A 14,550-nucleotide genomic window follows, 5' to 3' on the forward strand; every position below is an offset into this window, starting at 1 on the left:
CCTCCGGCCTCCTCAAGGCTTCGTGCCGACCGCTTCCACCAGCGCGACCATCACCTCGACCGCCACGCGGTCCGTGAGCCCCTGCTCCCGGCACAGGGAGCGCCAGGTCGTGAACGCCGCGGCATGGCCGATCACCGCCCGCCGGAGCGGGGATCCGGCCTCGGGCCATGCGCCGGCCAGGGCTTCGACGTACTTCCGGGCCATCTCCTCCCGGGCCTCGCGTATCGACTCGGGTACGGCGTGCTGGTCGCGGATGACGAGCGTCAGCATCTGCTCGCCCGAGCGGTAGAAACCGTAGATGTCGGTGAGTCCGGCCGTGAGCCGCTCGAAGGGGTTCTCGAACGCGACCCATACCTCGGGCCGGGGCAGCCTCTGCCGCGACAGCCAGTGCCCCGAGCACGCCTCGAACAGTGCCGTCTCGTCCGGGAAGTGCCGGTACACGGTCAGCCGCGTAACCCCGGCGTGTTCGGCGATCGCCGCGATGCTCGTCGATGCCGGGCCCGCCGTCCCGTGCAGATGCACGGCGGCTTCGATGATGCGCTGCCGCGTCCGGTTGACGTCGTCGGCGCGTTTTCGCATCTCGTAGCCACGCGATTTCACAGAACGCTGCTGTTCACTCAAAACTTGACGCCCCGAGCTTCCACGGTGGAGACTATTTGGATAAACGCCAGTGTATCTCCAAATACTGTCGGGAGTGATCGCCATGACAGAGCCGCTGGCCCCGCCGCTCACCATCGTTCGCCCCGGCGAAGGGGACGAAGGCTTCCTCGGCTCGATCGGGGTCGTCTTCAAGCTGTGGGGGGAGGACACCGGTGGTGCGGTCTCCGTCGTGGAGCACCCCTTCCCGGTCGGCGCATTGGTGCCGCCGCACCTGCACACCCGTGAGGACGAGTACTCGATCGTCACCGAGGGCGAGATCGGTTTCCGTTCCGGCGACCGCGAAACCGTTCTGGGCTCCGGCGGCTACATCACCAAGCCGCGGGGGGAACTGCACACCATGTGGAACGCGGGCCCCGTACCGGCCCGGATGATCGAGATCATCAGCCCGGCCGGATTCGAGCACTTCTTCCGCGAGCTGGCCGAGCTGCTCGCCGACGGGCAGCCGCCCGCGGAGGACGCGATACCGGTGCTCGCCACCAAGTACGGGCTCGAGATCGGCCGGCCCCCCTGGCTGCCCGACGTCATCTCCCGGTTCCATCTGACGCCCCCGCCCGGCTTCTGACCGGGGCGGGCACCCCCGGCGCCACCCTCGTCGCCCCTCGAAACGAGTCGGTCCGCACCGGCTACGCGGCGCCCGGAGCACGCAGCTCGCCCGTCCGGGCCACGGCCCCGTACCAGCGCGCGCTCGACTTGGGAGTGCGCTCCAGGGTGTCGTGGTCGACGTGGATGACCCCGAATCGCTTGGCGTATCCGTACGCCCACTCGAAGTTGTCGAGCAGCGACCAGAGGAAGTAGCCGCGTACGTCCACCCCGTCGACGATCGCCCGGTGTACGGCGTCGAGGTGTGCGTGGACGTAGGCGGCGCGCTCCGGATCGTGGACCGTGCCGTCGGGGCCGGTCTCGTCCTCGTACGCCGCCCCGTTCTCACTGACGATCAGCGGCAGGGCCGGATGGCGGGCGGCGGTTCGGGTCAGCAAGTCGTACAGGGCGTTCGGGTCGACCGGCCAGCCCATCGCGGTGCGCTCGCCCGGCGCCCGGTGGAAGGCGACCTCGTCCGCCCCGGGCCAGGGAGAGTGCTCGCTGTTGCCGTGCCCGTCGTCCTGCGGCTTCTGCCCCCCGTTCGGAACGTGCGAGACCACCGTCGGGGTGTAGTAGTTGAGGGCGAGCCGGTCCAGTGGCCGATGGATCGCGGCGGCGTCGCCATCGTGGACGAAGGACCAGTCGGTCAGATGGGCGGTGTCCGCGAACAGGTCCTGGGGGTAGGCGCCTTCGAGCATGGGACCGAGCCAGATCCGGTTGCCGACGGCGTCGATGCGCCGGGCCGCGTCACGGTCTTCGGCGGAGGGGGTCAGGGGGCGGACCTCGTGGAGGTTGAGGGAGACGGCGACCAGAGCGTCCCCGGGCAGCGCGGCGCGCAGGGCCTGGACGGCGAGGCCGTGAGCGAGGTTGAGGTGGTGGGCCGCGCGCAGTGCGGCGACCGGGTCGGTGCGGCCCGGGGCGTGGACACCCGATCCATAGCCGAGGAACGCGCTGCACCAGGGCTCGTTGAGGGTGGTCCAGAGCTTCACCCGGTCTCCGAGGGCGTCCGCGACGAAGCCCGCGTACTCGGCGAACCGCCCGGCGGTCGCGCGCTCGGGCCAGCCGCCGGCGTCCTCGAGTTCCTGGGGCAGGTCCCAGTGGTAGAGGGTGAGGGCGGGCTCGATGCCCGCGGCGAGCAGCTCGTCGACGAGCCGTCGATAGAAGTCCAGGCCCTTCTGGACGGCCGGTCCCCGGCCGGTCGGCTGTACGCGCGACCACGAGACGGAGAACCGGTAGGCGCCCAGGCCCAGTTCGGACATCAGACGGATGTCCTCCGGGTAGCGGTGGTAGTGGTCGACGGCCACGTCACCGGTGTGGCCTTCGAAGACCTTGCCCGGGGTGTGGGAGAAGGTGTCCCAGATGGACGGTGTCCGGCCGCCCTCGCGGGCCGCGCCTTCGATCTGGTACGCGGCGGTGGCGGTGCCCCACAGGAAGTCGGGCGGGAAGGTGCGGGCGGCCATGAGCGGCCGGGTCTCGGGTGCGGTCGTTTCGGACGCGGTCATAGGAGAGCGCTCCCAACGGAAGTGTCGATTTCGTGGTGCCGGATGAAGGTGCTGCGGGAAGACGTGATGCTTGGGCGAGGGGGTGGGTATCGGGTGCCGGACGCGCGGTCCGTTCCCCGGCGCACCCGCCGTCGAGCCGTCAGTTCTTGACGGCGCCGGCGGTGATGCCGCCCACGATGTGCTTGCCGAGCACGGCGAAGACCAGGAGGAGCGGCAGGGTGGAGATGAGCGCACCGGTCAGCACGACGGCCTGGTTGATGGTGTGGTTGCCCGTGCCGAGGCCGGCCAGGGCCACCTGGAGGGTCGGGTTCCCGTCCGGGGTCAGCGCGATGAAGGGCCAGAAGAAGTCGTTCCAGGCCTGGACGAACACGAGCATCCCGAGGACCGCCATCGCGGGCCGGGCCACCGGGAAGACCACGTGCCAGATGATGCGCAGGCTGTGGGCGCCGTCCATGCGGGCCGCCTCCACCAGCTCCACCGGAAGGGCCTCGATGAGGAACTGGCGCATGAAGAAGACACCGAAGGCGGCGACGAGCGAGGGCAGGACGACCGACTGCAGCCGGTCGACCCAGCCTAGGTCGGTGATGATCTGGTAGAGGGGGATCACGCTGAGCTGCGGCGGGATCGTCATGGTCGCCACCACGAGCGCCAGCAGGGCGCCCCGGCCCCTGAAGGGCAGCTTGGCGAAGGCGAATCCGGCCAGGGTGGAGAACAGGACGGTGGACAGGGCCACGAGCCCGGCCACTATCGTCGTGTTCACCAGCGCCTCGCCCATGTCGACCTGGTTCCAGGCGAAGGCGAGGTTGTCGAAGAGCCGGGGGCCGGGCAGGAGCGGGGCCGGTGCCTTCACCACGCGCTCGCCGGAGTGGGAGGCGGCGACCACGTTCCAGTAGAGGGGGAAGAGGGAGAGGAGGGCCGCCAGCCCCAGCAGGAGGTAGGTCAGCGGTCCTGCGTGGTGCCGGCGGCCGGCCGACGGCCGCAGACGACCGGGGCGCGGCACCTTGGCTGTCGTCGTGTCGAATGCGTGGGCCATGGGGTCAGTTCCCCGCCTTCCTGCGCTTGTTCTTCGAGCGGGAGATCAGGGCATGGCCGCCCCCCACGAGCAGGAGGAGCAGCAGCATCACCCAGGCGATGGCGGAGGCCTGGCCCAGGGCGCCGGTCACCCACCCCTTCTCGTACATGAGCAGGCTCAGCGTCTGGAACTGGTTCCCGCTGCCGCCGCTGATGCCGACGCTGCCACCGAAGAGCATCGGTTCGCCGAAGAGCTGGGTGGCACCGATCGTCGAGACGATGACGGTGAACAGGATCGTCGGCCGGATGGAGGGGATGGTGACGCTGAGGAACTGGCGCCGGCGCGAGGCTCCGTCCAGCGCCGCGGCCTCGTACAGCTCTTGCGGCACGGACTGCATCGCCGCCAGGTAGATGAGCGCGTTGTAGCCCGTCCAGCGCCAGGTCACGATCACCGAAATCGCGATCTGCGCGGCCCACTTGGAGGACTCCCAGGCGACCGGGTCGAAGCCGAACAGGCCCAGGGCCGTGTTGATCAGGCCGTAGTCCGTGTTGAAGAGCTGGGCGAAGACGAGCGTCGCCGCCGCGATGGAGGTGGCGTACGGGGCCAGGACGGCGACGCGGAAGAACCCCCTTCCGCGGATGCGGTGGTTGAGCAGATGCGCCAGGCCGAGGGCCATCAGCAGCTGGGGAACGGTCGACAGCACGCCGATGGTGAAGGTGTTGGCGAGTGCGTTCCAGAAGAACTCGCTACCGGCCAGGGAGCTGTAGTTCTCCAGCCCCTTCCACTGCGCGCTGCCCCCGAGCTCGACCCGGTGGAGGGAGAGCCAGCCCGTGTAGATCAGCGGGAAGAGGCCGAAGGCCACGAAGGTGAGGAAGAAGGGGGCGACGAAGACGTACGGGACCGCCTTCAGATCGAGGCGGTGGAGCGTGCTGCGCACGCCGCTCCGGCCGGAGGGCCGGTGCTCGCGCGAGCCGGCGCTGGGCCCTGGGGGCTGTGCGGCGAGCGGCGGGGATTCGCCACTGGTCGCCCGTACGGAGGTGGCCACGGGGGCGTCCTTCCAGGTCGATGCGTGCAGTGGTGCGGGGGGCCTATGTCTGCTGGGTCGGTACGGGTGTGGTGGCTTGAGGCGACGCCCCGCCGCCGCCTGCGGGACGGCGGCGGGTGCCGGTGGGCCGTCGCGCGCGCCCGCTACTTGTCGATCTTGTCGTCGACGAGCTTCTTGACGTTCTCCCAGGCCTTCGCCGGGTCGGTGCCGCGCTGCTCGATGTCGAGGATGCCGTTGTCGGTGAGGAAGGTCTTCACCTGGCCGTCCCACCGGCTGATGGGCGCGGGCGTGATGCCGACGGCGGCCTCGGAGTAGATCCTGCCGATCGGCGTGTCACCGAAGTACGGCAGTTTGGCTTCCTGGACCGTCGGGGAGGTGAGCGTGTCCTTGGTGGACGGGATGTTGCCGTTCACGCCGAAGACCTTCGCGTGCTGCGCCGGAGCGGTGAGCCAGGCGGCCAGCTCGGCCGCCTCCTTGGCGTGCTTGCCCGACTTGGGCACGGCGAGGAACGAGCCGCCCCAGTTCCCCGCCACGGGCGGCGCCGCGACGTCCCACTTCCCCTGGTTCTCCGGGCCCGCCTGCTCCTTGATGATCCCCGTCATCCAGCTCGGGCAGGCCACGGTGGCGAACTTCGAGTTCTTGAAGGCCGCGTTCCAGGTGCCCTTCTCGTCGAACTGGCGCAGCTTTGCCGTCAGTTCGGCCTGGACCGCCGCCACGGCGGTGTCCCACGCCCGCTTCACGCCCGGGCTCTTCTCGTAGTCCAGCTCGCCCTTGGCATTGGCGTACTGCACCGGCTCGCTGGAAACCACGGCGTTGAACAGGCCGCTCGCGGAGTCGTGGAAGGCGGTCCCGGCGGGGGCGTTCTTCTTGTACGCCTCCCCGACCTGGAGGAACTTCGCCCAGTCCCCCGCCCACAGCTTGGCGACCTCCGTGCGGTCGGTCGGCAGCTTGGCCTGGGCGAAGAGGTCCTTGTTGTAGCAGATGGCCATCGGGCCGATGTCCGTGCCGAGGCCGATGACCTTGCCGTCCCCGGTGGTGGCCTGCTTGACCTTCCAGTCGAGGAACGCGCCGAGGTCCGCGCCGCCCGTCTTGCCGAGGTCGGTCCACTTGTCCGCCATGGCGGGCCCGGTCGCCTCCGCGATGTATCCCACCTCCAGGGCCTGGATGTCCGCGAGACCGCTGTTGCGGGAGAGGCGCAGCTTGAGGGTGTCCCAGTACTTCTGGCCGTCGGCGACGTTCGACTCTTCGATCTTGATGTCGGGGTGGGCCTTCTCGTACTCCGCGTAGAGCTTGGCCCCCGTGGTGTCGTCGTAGCCGAAGGACCCGAAGGTCCCGATGCGCAGCGTGATCCGGCCGCCGCCGGCCGCGCCGTCGCCCTTGCCGTCGTCGCCGCCGCAACCGGTGAGCAGGGTTGCGCCGGTTGCGACGGCGGCGGCCGCGGCGATCGCGGTCATTGCGGTGCGGCGTCCGCGTCTGCTGCTGGAAGTGCGCATTCCACTCTCCTCGTCCAAGGTGGTGCTCGTTGTGCGCCAGGGGATCCGGGGGTCGTTCGCGGCTCGGCGAGGGGCCCGCCCGGACCGGATGTGAAGGGCGTTGTCGCATCCCTGCATGGGAGCGCTCCCACTCCGTTGCCGGAAGGTTGCTGGCCGGCGGGTACGGGTGTCAAGAGGTGTGCACGTATTCATGTGCGGGCGCCGATCCGGACCCATCTCCCCCTCGTCCCGGCCGAATTGAGAACGGCGGGTGACATGTGCGAGGGAATCGAGGATGATCTGGGAGCGCTCCCACATCCCGTCGACGTAACATGGGCCGCCACGACGGGTGGACTCCGTCTCCTTGCCCGACGTACGTGATGTACCTGACCAGCCGGCCGGGCCCGCGCCCGGCGAGAGTGCGATGGCGCACGAGGGGAGTTCGAGGGTCGTGAACGGACGGCAGAACGGCAGGCCCACCCTGGAAGAGGTCGCGGCCCTGGCAGGCGTCGGCCGCGGCACGGTCTCCCGGGCCATCAACGGCTCGCCTCGGGTGAGCCGGCAGGCCAAGGAAGCGGTCGCCCGAGCCGTCGCCGAGCTCGGGTACGTGCCCAACCAGGCGGCCAGGGCGCTGGCCGGCAGCCGGACCGACGCCGTGGCCCTCGTCATCCCGGAGACCGAGGCAAGGATCTTCTCGGAGCCGTACTTCCTCGACCTCATCCGCGGGGTCAGCGCCGAACTCGCCCAGGCGGACAAGCAGTTGCTGCTCACCCTGGTCCGGACCGAGGCCGAGCGCCAGCGCTTCGAACAGTACCTGGCCGCCCAGCGGGTCGACGGCGTGCTGCTGGCATCCGTACACGGCGACGACCCGCTGCCCGACCGGATCGCGCGGCTGGGGCTGCCGGTCGTGATGAACGGGCGGCGCTCCGAGGCCGAACGCGTCGACTACGTGGACTCCGACAACATCGGCGCCGGCCTGGCCGCCGTCGCCCACCTCGCGGGACGGGGCCGCAGCCGGATCGCGACGATCAGCGGGCCGCTCGACATGTACGTGGCCCGCGCGCGCCTGGGCGGCTACCGCGCGGGGCTCACCGAGGCGGGGATCACGCCCGACGAGTCGCTCGTGGCGACCGGGGACTTCACCGAGGAGGGCGGCGCACGCGCGATGCGCGAGCTCCTGGAGCGCAGCCCCGATCTGGACTCGGTCTTCGTCGCCTCCGACGTGATGGCGGCCGGCGCGCGCGGGGTGCTGCGCGAGGCCGGGCGACGGGTCCCCGAGGACGTCGCCCTCGTCGGGGTCGACGACTCGGTGGTGGCGCGGCTGATGGATCCGCCCCTGACGAGCGTGCGCCAGCCGATCGAGGAGATGGGCCGCACGATGACGCGGCTGCTGCTCGGGAAGATCGTCGACGAGTCCGTGGCCGGCGCTACCCCGAGGCGGGGCAGGGGCGAGGAGCCGCGCCGGATCCTCCCGGTCGAACTGGTGGTACGGGATTCCACCTGACCGCCTCCGGAGCGGTACGGAACCTCGATTCCGTACCGCACCGGAGTTCCCACCTGCGAGGTGTCACCCGCGGGCGGCGCGCCTGCCCGGAGATCCGCGACTGCGCTGCCCCTGCCGTCATCCGGCGCGGCCCGCCGCCTCCGGCCCTGCTTCGAGGGCGGCCAGGACCCGGTCGGGGGTCAGGGGCAGTTCCCGCAGCCGCCGGCCGGTGGCGTTGCACACGGCATTGCCGATCGCCGCGGCCGTGCCGACGATGCCGATCTCCCCGATGCCCTTGCTGCCCATCGGGTTGAGGTGCTTGTCGTGCTCCTCGATCCAGTGGGCCTCGATGACGGGGACGTCGGCGTTGGCCGGTACGTGGTAGGAGGCCAGGTCCCGTTCGGCGAAGTCGCCGAACGCGGGGTCGAGCGCGCTGTGCTCGGTGAGCGCCATGCCCAGCCCCATCACCATCCCCCCGATGAACTGGGAGCGGGCGGTGCGCGGGTTGAGGATGCGGCCGGCCGCGTAGACGCCGAGCAGCCTGCGGACGCGTACCTCGCCGGTGACGGTGTCGGCCTGGACCTCGGCGAAGTGTGCGCCGAACGCGTGGCGCGCGTAAGGGGACTTCTGCTTCGCGGACTGGGTGGTGTCGGCGGACGCGGAGAGCCCCGCGGCGGGCAGAGGCCCGTGGTGCCGGGCGAGCCGGTCGCTCAGCGCGGTGCACGCGTCGTGGACCGCCCAGCCCCAGGACGCCGTTCCCGTGGAGCCGCCCGCGACGGGGCCGGGCGGCAGCGCGCTGTTGCCGATGGCCAGCGAGACCTCGTCGAGCGGGACGTGCAGGGCGTCGGCGGCGATCTGGGCCAGGACCGTACGGGCGCCGGTGCCGATGTCGGTGGCGTTGACCTCGACCAGGTAGCTCCCGTCGGGGCGGGCGTGGGCCCGGGCGCCCGAGGGGGCGATGTACACGGGGTAGGTGGCGGCCGCCACCCCGGTGCCGATGAGGAGCGGCCCCTCGCGGCGGGGCGGCCGGCGCCCGGCCCAGCCGAACCGGCGTGCGCCGTCGCGCAGGCACTCCACGAGGTGGCGCGTGCTGAACGGGCGGCCGCTGTCGGGCTCGGTGGACGCGTCGTTGCGCACGCGCAGCTCGACGGGGTCCATGCCGAGGGCGTCGGCCAGCTCGTCCATGGCCGACTCCAGGGCGTACATGCCGGGGGTTTCGCCGGGGGCACGCATCCAGGAGGGTGTGGGCACGTCGAGCGCGGTGACGCGGTGGGTGGTGCGGCTGTCCTGGACGGCGTACATCACCCGGGCCGGCACGGCGGCCTGTTCGACGAACTCGCGGATCTGCGAGGTGTGCGTGGTGACCTCGTGGACGAGGGCGGTGAGAGTGCCGTCGGGGCGGGCGCCGAGCCGGAGGTGGTGCAGGGTGGGCGCGCGGTGCCCGACCGTGGCGGCCATGTGCTGTCGGGGCAGGGACACCGTGACCGGGCGTCCGCAGTGGCGGGTGGCCATCACGGCGAGGACGACGTGGGGGCGCGGTGTGCCCTTGGAGCCGAAACCGCCGCCCACGTGCTCGGCCACGACGGTGATCTGGTCCTGCGCCAGCCCGAACAGTCCGGCCAGTACATTGCGCACCACCGTGGTGCCCTGGCAGGAGTCGTACACGGTGAGGTGGCCGCTTTCGGCGTCCCAGTCGGCGGTGGCGGCGTGCGGCTCCATGGCGTGGTTGTGCAGCGGCGGCACCGCGTAGCGGACGTCGACGCGTACGGGCGCGTCGGCGAACGCCGCGTCGGGGTCGCCCTGTTCGCGGTGCGCGGGGTAGCCGCCGTTGACCTGCTCGGGGGTGTACAGGCCCGGGTGCCCTTCGTACAGCGTGACGTCGTGCGGCTCGCTCTCGTACGTGACGCGCACGGCGTCGGCGGCGGCCCGCGCCCCCTCCAGGGTGTCGGCGATGGCCAGTGCCACGTACCAGCCGCGGTGCGGCACCCGCGTGTCCTGCAGGAGTTGCAGGGTGGGGTCGTCGGAGGGGCCCAGGCGGGGCGCGTCGTAGGGGGTGAGGACGCCCAGTACGCCGGGCAGGGCGAGGGCGTCGGTGGTGTCGACGGCGGTGATCCGGCCGCGGGCGACGGTCGCGGGCACCGGCCAGGCGTAGGCCCGCAGGGGCAGGTGCTGTTCGGCGGCGTAGCGGGCGGCGCCGGTCACCTTCTCGCGGCCTTCGCGCCGCGGGACGGAGGCGCCGAGAGCGGTGGGGGCGGAGGCGGTGGGTGCGAGGGTGGCGGAGGTCGGGCTCATCGTGGTCCTGTTCCTGGTCGGCGCGTCGGCGGCGCCGCTACGGCGTGGCGGGGGAACCGGGGTGCGTGCCGGCCAGCTCGGCGATGGCGTCGCAGGCGAGGTTGCGGGCGAGCGGGATCTTGTACGCGTTGTCGCGCAAGGGCCTCGCCTGCGCGAGTTCGGCGTCGACGGCCGCGCGGACGGTGTCGGGGTGCGGTACGGCGCCGGTCAGCCGGGCCTCGGCGGTGGTCGCGCGCCAGGGCCGGTGGGCGAGGCCGCCGAAGGCGAGGGCGACCCGGCGCACCCGGCCGTCGTCGAGGTCGAGGACGACGGCGACCGAAGCGAGGGCGAAGGCGTACGAGGCGCGTTCGCGGGCTTTGCGGTAGAGGGAGAGGGCGCCCGGCGCGGGGGCGGGCAGGATCACCGCCGTGATGATCTCGCCGGGGCGGATGACGGTGTCCTGCTCGGGCCGGTCCGCGGGGAGCCGGTGGAACTCGGCGGCCGCGACGGTACGGGTGGTGCCCGTCGCGCCGTACAGCTCGACTTCGGCGTCCAGCGCGGCGAGGGCCACGGCCATGTCCGAGGGGTGGGTGGCGATGCAGTGCTCGGAGTGTCCGAGTACGGCGTGGTCGCGGTGGAGGCCGTCGCGGGCCCCGCAGCCGCTGCCTGGTTCGCGCTTGTTGCAGGGTTTGGAGAGGTCCTGGAAATGGCCGCAGCGGGTGCGCTGGAGCAGGTTGCCACCGGTGGTGGCGACATTGCGCAGCTGGCCGGAGGCACCGGAGAGCAGCGCCCGGCTGAGGAGCGGGTAGCGGGTGCGCACCACGGGGGCGGCGGCGAGTTCGCTGTTGCGGACCGTGGCGCCGACGCGCAGGCCGCCGTCGGGGAGCTCGCGGATCTCGTCCAGCGGCAGGCGGGAGACGTCGATGAGGGTGCCGGGGGTCTCGACGCCGAGTTTCATCAGGTCCACGAGGTTGGTGCCGCCGGCGAGGTAGCGGGAGCCGGGGTGGGCGGCGTAGGCGTCGGCCGCCGCCTGGAGGCTGGTGGCGCGTACGTAGGCGAAGGGCTTCACGCGGTCACCTCCGCGCCGGTCGCGGTGGCCGCGGCATCGGCTCCCGCGTCGGCGACGGCTCGGACGATCGCCGTGTAGGCGCCGCAGCGGCAGAGGTTCCCGCTGAGCCGTTCCCTGATCTCCTCGGCGGTCAGCACGGCGGGGCCGACCGCGGGCGGGGCCGCGGCGGTGGCGGTGGCGGTGGCGGTGGCGTGCGAGGGGTGGCCTGCGGCGGCTTCGCGGAGCGCGCCGACCGCGGAGCAGAGCTGGCCGGGGGTGCAGTAGCCGCACTGGAAGGCGTCGTGCTCCATGAAGGCGCGCTGGAGCGGGTGCAGGGCGCCGTCGGGGCCCGCCAGGCCCTCGACGGTGGTGACGTCGCAGCCGTCGAGGGCCACGGTGAGGAGCAGGCAGCTGTTGGCGCGCCGGCCGTCCACCAGGACGGTGCAGGCACCGCACTGCCCGTGGTCGCAGCCCTTCTTGGCGCCGGTCAGGTCCAGGTGCTCGCGCAGGGCGTCGAGCAGCGTGACCCGGTGGTCCAGGTCGAGGTCGTGGTGGACCCCGTTGACGCGGAGGCTCACGTGGGAGCGGGCGGCGGCCCCGGCGAGCGCGTCGTCCGGCGTGAGCGGCGCCGGTCCGGGGCTGCCGTCGGGAGCGGGCCGGCGGGCGGGCGGGTCGGTTGCGTGGGCCACGACGAGCTCCCTTGACGTCCGTTCGGGGAGGGAATGTCCCTTCGGCTGCCCAGCCTGGCCCCTCGCACGCCCGAGCGCGCCGCACGCCCCCGCCGACCTCCCCCGTACGGCCTACGGTGTCGTCGCCGCTGTCGGTCCTCGCGCGGCACCCGCACGCTTTCGACGTTCGTGCCGGTCGCGTCCGGGTCGGACGGCCAGCGGGCAGAGACGGTTCAGCCTGCGCCCTTGTAGGCGGCCTCGGAGGTCTTCATCGGCGATGTCCGCGGCTGCGGCGCACCAGCGCGAGCGCGATGACCACGGCGCCGGCGAGCAGGAGCGGCGTGCGGTTCCTGCCTGCGACCGTCGCGGCCCGGCCGGCCTTCTCCAGCAGCGGGTCGGGGGCCTTGCCCGCCGCGTAGTGGCCGACGCGGGCGGCGCTGTCCCACACCTGCGCCGCGGCGTGGGCGGTCTTGTCCAGGACGGGGTCGGGGGTCTTGTCCCTCACGAGCTGAGCGGCCTGTCCCGCCTTCTCGCGGATCCGGTCGGCGATCAGGGAGGCCTTTTCAGTGGTCTGCTGTTTCATGGCGGCGGTCTTCTCCTTGGGTTTGGGCCTGGATGTCGACGCGGTCCGGGGTCGCCATGGCGCGCATACCCCGCCATCGCCTCGACACCCGCCCCCACGACCAGGAGCTGTACGCGGACCGGACTGCGGCCGGGACAGCTCCCTGCTCCACCTGCGGTTCAGGGCGCCCAGGGCAGTCGTACGGCCTCGATCTCGGGGTCGTTCAGCAGCGCTTCGACGAGGGCCGGCGGGCCGGCGAGCTTCGTGCCCCAGAGGTCGTAGTCGGTGCACAGGACCCATGAGCGGTCCTGCGCCCAGAGGTTGGAGGGGCTGAAGCCGGCTTCGGGATTGTCGTAGAGGAGCCCGGCGTCCCCGAGGCGGCCGGCCCGCACATGGAGGTTGTCGAAGTCGACGGCCGCGAGCATCAGCGGGTTGTAGTAGGCCAGGCAGGGCGTGTCCGGGCCGGCGGGGCCGTGTTCGGTGAGGACCGAGATCAGCCTGTTCCAGGTGTCACGGTCCAGGCTGCCCTCGGTGGGCGGGACGATGCCCAGTGGCCAGCTGCCCTCCCTTTTGGCAGAGGGAAAACAGCGGAGAGAGGGCAACAGCCCATCGGGCACGACGGGATCGCCGGTGCGTCGGGCGAGTTCCGCCCAGCGCAACCGCCTCCAGCCGCGGCCGGGGTGCTGCGCGCGGCCCAGGCCCCCTCCCGTGGCGATGCCCACTTCGAGGTCGATACCCGCGAAGGCGTCGGGGCGGACGCTCCCGTCCGCCAGACGGGCCTGGCGGTACTCGTGGTACGACACTCCGGTCGGGCCCCGCTCGTGCTCGTACATGGCGTTGAGCACCCAGACCGAGTCGGGCATCGCCGGCGGCATGAACCCCGTGACACCGTCGCCGCACAGTTCCAGCAGCCAGTCGGTGGCATCGGACGAAACGAGTGGCCACAGCCCTGACACCGGGTTCGATTCTTCGCGCACCCGTCCATGATCCCTGCCGCGACCACCGACACCGCAAGGGGCCCGTCCGCGGCGTGAGTACGTTCCCGCGTGCGCGGCTTGCGGCTGAACCGGTCAGCCGGCGGCGAGTACGGAGTCGTCCAGCGGGCCCGTGCCCGGCAGGTGGTGTCGGGCGGCTATCAATGCGGCGTGCACGTCCGTCGTGCCGGTGGACACGCACAGGGCCCGCTCGACGTCCGCGATCTCCTTGCGGACCGGGGAGTCGCCTTCAGCGGCATCGAGTACGGACAGCGCCCAGTAGCGGTCGACGAGGCCGGGCAGCACGGCCGGGTGAGCCATCAACATGGGGGTCGCCTTTCGCCGGGGTTCGATCAGGTGGCCGTCGCATACCCCGTCGATCACCGTCCAACCCCGGCCGCCCTTCCCCCGGTTGTCTCAGGCGCGGGGCGGGCGCGTCGCGGTGTCCAGGTAGAAGGAGTCGATGCTCTGGACGGCCTGCTCGAACTCGTCCAGATTGACCGGCTTCGTCACGTAGGCGTTGGCGTGGCTGGTGTAGGCGCCTGCGACGTCGTCGGGGGCGGAGGACGTGGTGAGGACGACGACGGGGATGGTCTGCAAGTCGGCGTCGCTCTTCAGGATGCGGAGCAGTTCGCGGCCGTTCATGCGGGGCATGTTCAGGTCGAGCACGATGAGGTCGGGGCGCGGACTGTCGGGGTTGCGCAGGTGCTCGAGGGCGGCGACACCGTCGGTGGCCTGGACGAGGTTGCGGGCCCCGCGCTCGGAGAGTGCCTCCTCGATGAGCATGGCGTCGGCGATGTCGTCTTCCACGAGCAGGACGTCGAACGGGCGGGCGGGGGCGTTCATCGTCAATTGCTCCGTGGTTGCTTCGTCGGTGCGGTTGGTGTGGCTGGTGTCGTCGGCATGGCCGGCATGGCCGGCATGGCCGGCGTGGCTCGTGTGGTCGAAGAGCCCCGGCCAGCGGCGGCGGGCGCCCTGTCGGGTCATGCCGCATGCGCGGCCGATCTGGGGGTATCCGGCTCCGGCGCGCGCTGCATCCGCGGCCGCCACGCGCTGCAGCCGTTCAGCGGCCTCGTGAAGGTGGTCCAGTACATGCAGGAGGGCCAGGGCCTGCGCGCGCTCTTCCGCCGTCGGGTTGGACAGGTCCTTCTGCAGCCGGAGCGCCAGGCGCCGGGCGAGGTCGGCGACAGCCGCATCGGCGACGGCGGCCGTCTCCTTCGGGGTGGTCCGGAGGTGGAAGTTCTTGCCGGGCATACCCCGCACCCTAGGCCCCC

Annotated in this window: 14 protein-coding genes; 2 read left to right on the top strand and 12 right to left on the bottom strand. The window is 71.9% G+C overall.

The features are described from left to right. Window positions 1-12: 12 nt before the first annotated feature. Window positions 13-579: a TetR/AcrR family transcriptional regulator gene (locus ACFYZS_RS33735; protein WP_389021148.1), complete on the bottom strand. Its 567-nt coding sequence runs from the start codon at window positions 577-579 to the stop codon at window positions 13-15. 124 nt (window positions 580-703) lie between these two features. Here ACFYZS_RS33735 and ACFYZS_RS33740 point away from each other — a divergent pair, with 124 nt between their 5' ends. Further along, window positions 704-1,222: a cupin domain-containing protein gene (locus tag ACFYZS_RS33740; protein ID WP_389021486.1), complete on the top strand. Its 519-nt coding sequence runs from the start codon at window positions 704-706 to the stop codon at window positions 1,220-1,222. Between the two features lie 61 nt (window positions 1,223-1,283). On the opposite strand, the gene ACFYZS_RS33745 is transcribed toward ACFYZS_RS33740, so the two are convergent. From ACFYZS_RS33745 to ACFYZS_RS33760, 4 genes are all read right to left on the bottom strand, one after another. Then, complete coding sequence (locus ACFYZS_RS33745) at window positions 1,284-2,741, bottom strand: GH1 family beta-glucosidase (RefSeq protein ID WP_389021151.1); 1,458 nt, start codon at window positions 2,739-2,741, stop codon at window positions 1,284-1,286. 139 nt (window positions 2,742-2,880) lie between these two features. Continuing rightward, window positions 2,881-3,774 carry a carbohydrate ABC transporter permease gene (locus ACFYZS_RS33750; protein ID WP_389021154.1) on the bottom strand — a complete coding sequence of 298 codons (894 nt, stop codon included), beginning with the start codon at window positions 3,772-3,774 and terminating at the stop codon, window positions 2,881-2,883. Between the two features lie 4 nt (window positions 3,775-3,778). Beyond that, window positions 3,779-4,798 carry a carbohydrate ABC transporter permease gene (locus tag ACFYZS_RS33755; RefSeq protein ID WP_389021156.1) on the bottom strand — a complete coding sequence of 340 codons (1,020 nt, stop codon included), beginning with the start codon at window positions 4,796-4,798 and terminating at the stop codon, window positions 3,779-3,781. A gap of 143 nt (window positions 4,799-4,941) precedes the next feature. Then, the gene (locus ACFYZS_RS33760; protein WP_389021159.1) at window positions 4,942-6,291 is read right to left on the bottom strand and encodes an ABC transporter substrate-binding protein; all 1,350 of its coding nucleotides are present in this window, start codon (window positions 6,289-6,291) and stop codon (window positions 4,942-4,944) included. A gap of 403 nt (window positions 6,292-6,694) precedes the next feature. On the opposite strand from ACFYZS_RS33760, the gene ACFYZS_RS33765 reads away from it, so the two are divergent. Further along, on the top strand, window positions 6,695-7,774 hold the full coding sequence (locus ACFYZS_RS33765; RefSeq protein WP_389021162.1) for a LacI family DNA-binding transcriptional regulator: 1,080 nt from the start codon (window positions 6,695-6,697) through the stop codon (window positions 7,772-7,774). Between the two features lie 117 nt (window positions 7,775-7,891). On the opposite strand, the gene ACFYZS_RS33770 is transcribed toward ACFYZS_RS33765, so the two are convergent. From ACFYZS_RS33770 to ACFYZS_RS33800, 7 genes are all read right to left on the bottom strand, one after another. Next, entirely contained in the window at window positions 7,892-10,045 is a 2,154-nt protein-coding gene (locus ACFYZS_RS33770) for a xanthine dehydrogenase family protein molybdopterin-binding subunit (protein WP_389021165.1), read from the bottom strand. A 37-nt stretch (window positions 10,046-10,082) separates the two neighbouring features. Further along, complete coding sequence (locus ACFYZS_RS33775) at window positions 10,083-11,093, bottom strand: FAD binding domain-containing protein (RefSeq protein WP_389021168.1); 1,011 nt, start codon at window positions 11,091-11,093, stop codon at window positions 10,083-10,085. Beyond that, complete coding sequence (locus ACFYZS_RS33780) at window positions 11,090-11,761, bottom strand: 2Fe-2S iron-sulfur cluster-binding protein (RefSeq protein WP_389021171.1); 672 nt, start codon at window positions 11,759-11,761, stop codon at window positions 11,090-11,092. Before ACFYZS_RS33780 ends, ACFYZS_RS33775 begins: the two co-directional genes overlap by 4 nt. A 247-nt stretch (window positions 11,762-12,008) precedes the next feature. After that, the gene (locus ACFYZS_RS33785; RefSeq protein ID WP_389021173.1) at window positions 12,009-12,323 is read right to left on the bottom strand and encodes a hypothetical protein; all 315 of its coding nucleotides are present in this window, start codon (window positions 12,321-12,323) and stop codon (window positions 12,009-12,011) included. Window positions 12,324-12,481: 158 nt separating this feature from the next. Beyond that, window positions 12,482-13,279 carry a hypothetical protein gene (locus tag ACFYZS_RS33790; RefSeq protein ID WP_389021176.1) on the bottom strand — a complete coding sequence of 266 codons (798 nt, stop codon included), beginning with the start codon at window positions 13,277-13,279 and terminating at the stop codon, window positions 12,482-12,484. A 93-nt stretch (window positions 13,280-13,372) separates the two neighbouring features. Further along, entirely contained in the window at window positions 13,373-13,603 is a 231-nt protein-coding gene (locus ACFYZS_RS33795) for a DUF5133 domain-containing protein (protein WP_389021179.1), read from the bottom strand. 90 nt (window positions 13,604-13,693) lie between these two features. After that, the gene (locus ACFYZS_RS33800; RefSeq protein ID WP_389021182.1) at window positions 13,694-14,530 is read right to left on the bottom strand and encodes a response regulator; all 837 of its coding nucleotides are present in this window, start codon (window positions 14,528-14,530) and stop codon (window positions 13,694-13,696) included. Between the last annotated feature and the right edge of the window lie 20 nt (window positions 14,531-14,550).

It is taken from the genome of Streptomyces sp. NPDC001903, from assembly GCF_042891345.1.
Classification (GTDB): domain Bacteria; phylum Actinomycetota; class Actinomycetes; order Streptomycetales; family Streptomycetaceae; genus Streptomyces.

What these genes read in the sequence shown, in the direction of transcription:
- ACFYZS_RS33735 (WP_389021148.1), bottom strand. Translation starts at nt 579, where the DNA reads ATGCGAAAACGCGCCGACGACGTCAACCGGACGCGGCAGCGCATCATC.
- ACFYZS_RS33740 (WP_389021486.1), top strand. Translation starts at nt 704, where the DNA reads ATGACAGAGCCGCTGGCCCCGCCGCTCACCATCGTTCGCCCCGGCGAA.
- ACFYZS_RS33745 (WP_389021151.1), bottom strand. Translation starts at nt 2,741, where the DNA reads ATGACCGCGTCCGAAACGACCGCACCCGAGACCCGGCCGCTCATGGCC.
- ACFYZS_RS33750 (WP_389021154.1), bottom strand. Translation starts at nt 3,774, where the DNA reads ATGGCCCACGCATTCGACACGACGACAGCCAAGGTGCCGCGCCCCGGT.
- ACFYZS_RS33760 (WP_389021159.1), bottom strand. Translation starts at nt 6,291, where the DNA reads ATGCGCACTTCCAGCAGCAGACGCGGACGCCGCACCGCAATGACCGCG.
- ACFYZS_RS33765 (WP_389021162.1), top strand. Translation starts at nt 6,695, where the DNA reads ATGGCGCACGAGGGGAGTTCGAGGGTCGTGAACGGACGGCAGAACGGC.
- ACFYZS_RS33770 (WP_389021165.1), bottom strand. Translation starts at nt 10,045, where the DNA reads ATGAGCCCGACCTCCGCCACCCTCGCACCCACCGCCTCCGCCCCCACC.
- ACFYZS_RS33785 (WP_389021173.1), bottom strand. Translation starts at nt 12,323, where the DNA reads ATGAAACAGCAGACCACTGAAAAGGCCTCCCTGATCGCCGACCGGATC.
- ACFYZS_RS33795 (WP_389021179.1), bottom strand. Translation starts at nt 13,603, where the DNA reads ATGTTGATGGCTCACCCGGCCGTGCTGCCCGGCCTCGTCGACCGCTAC.
- ACFYZS_RS33800 (WP_389021182.1), bottom strand. Translation starts at nt 14,530, where the DNA reads ATGCCCGGCAAGAACTTCCACCTCCGGACCACCCCGAAGGAGACGGCC.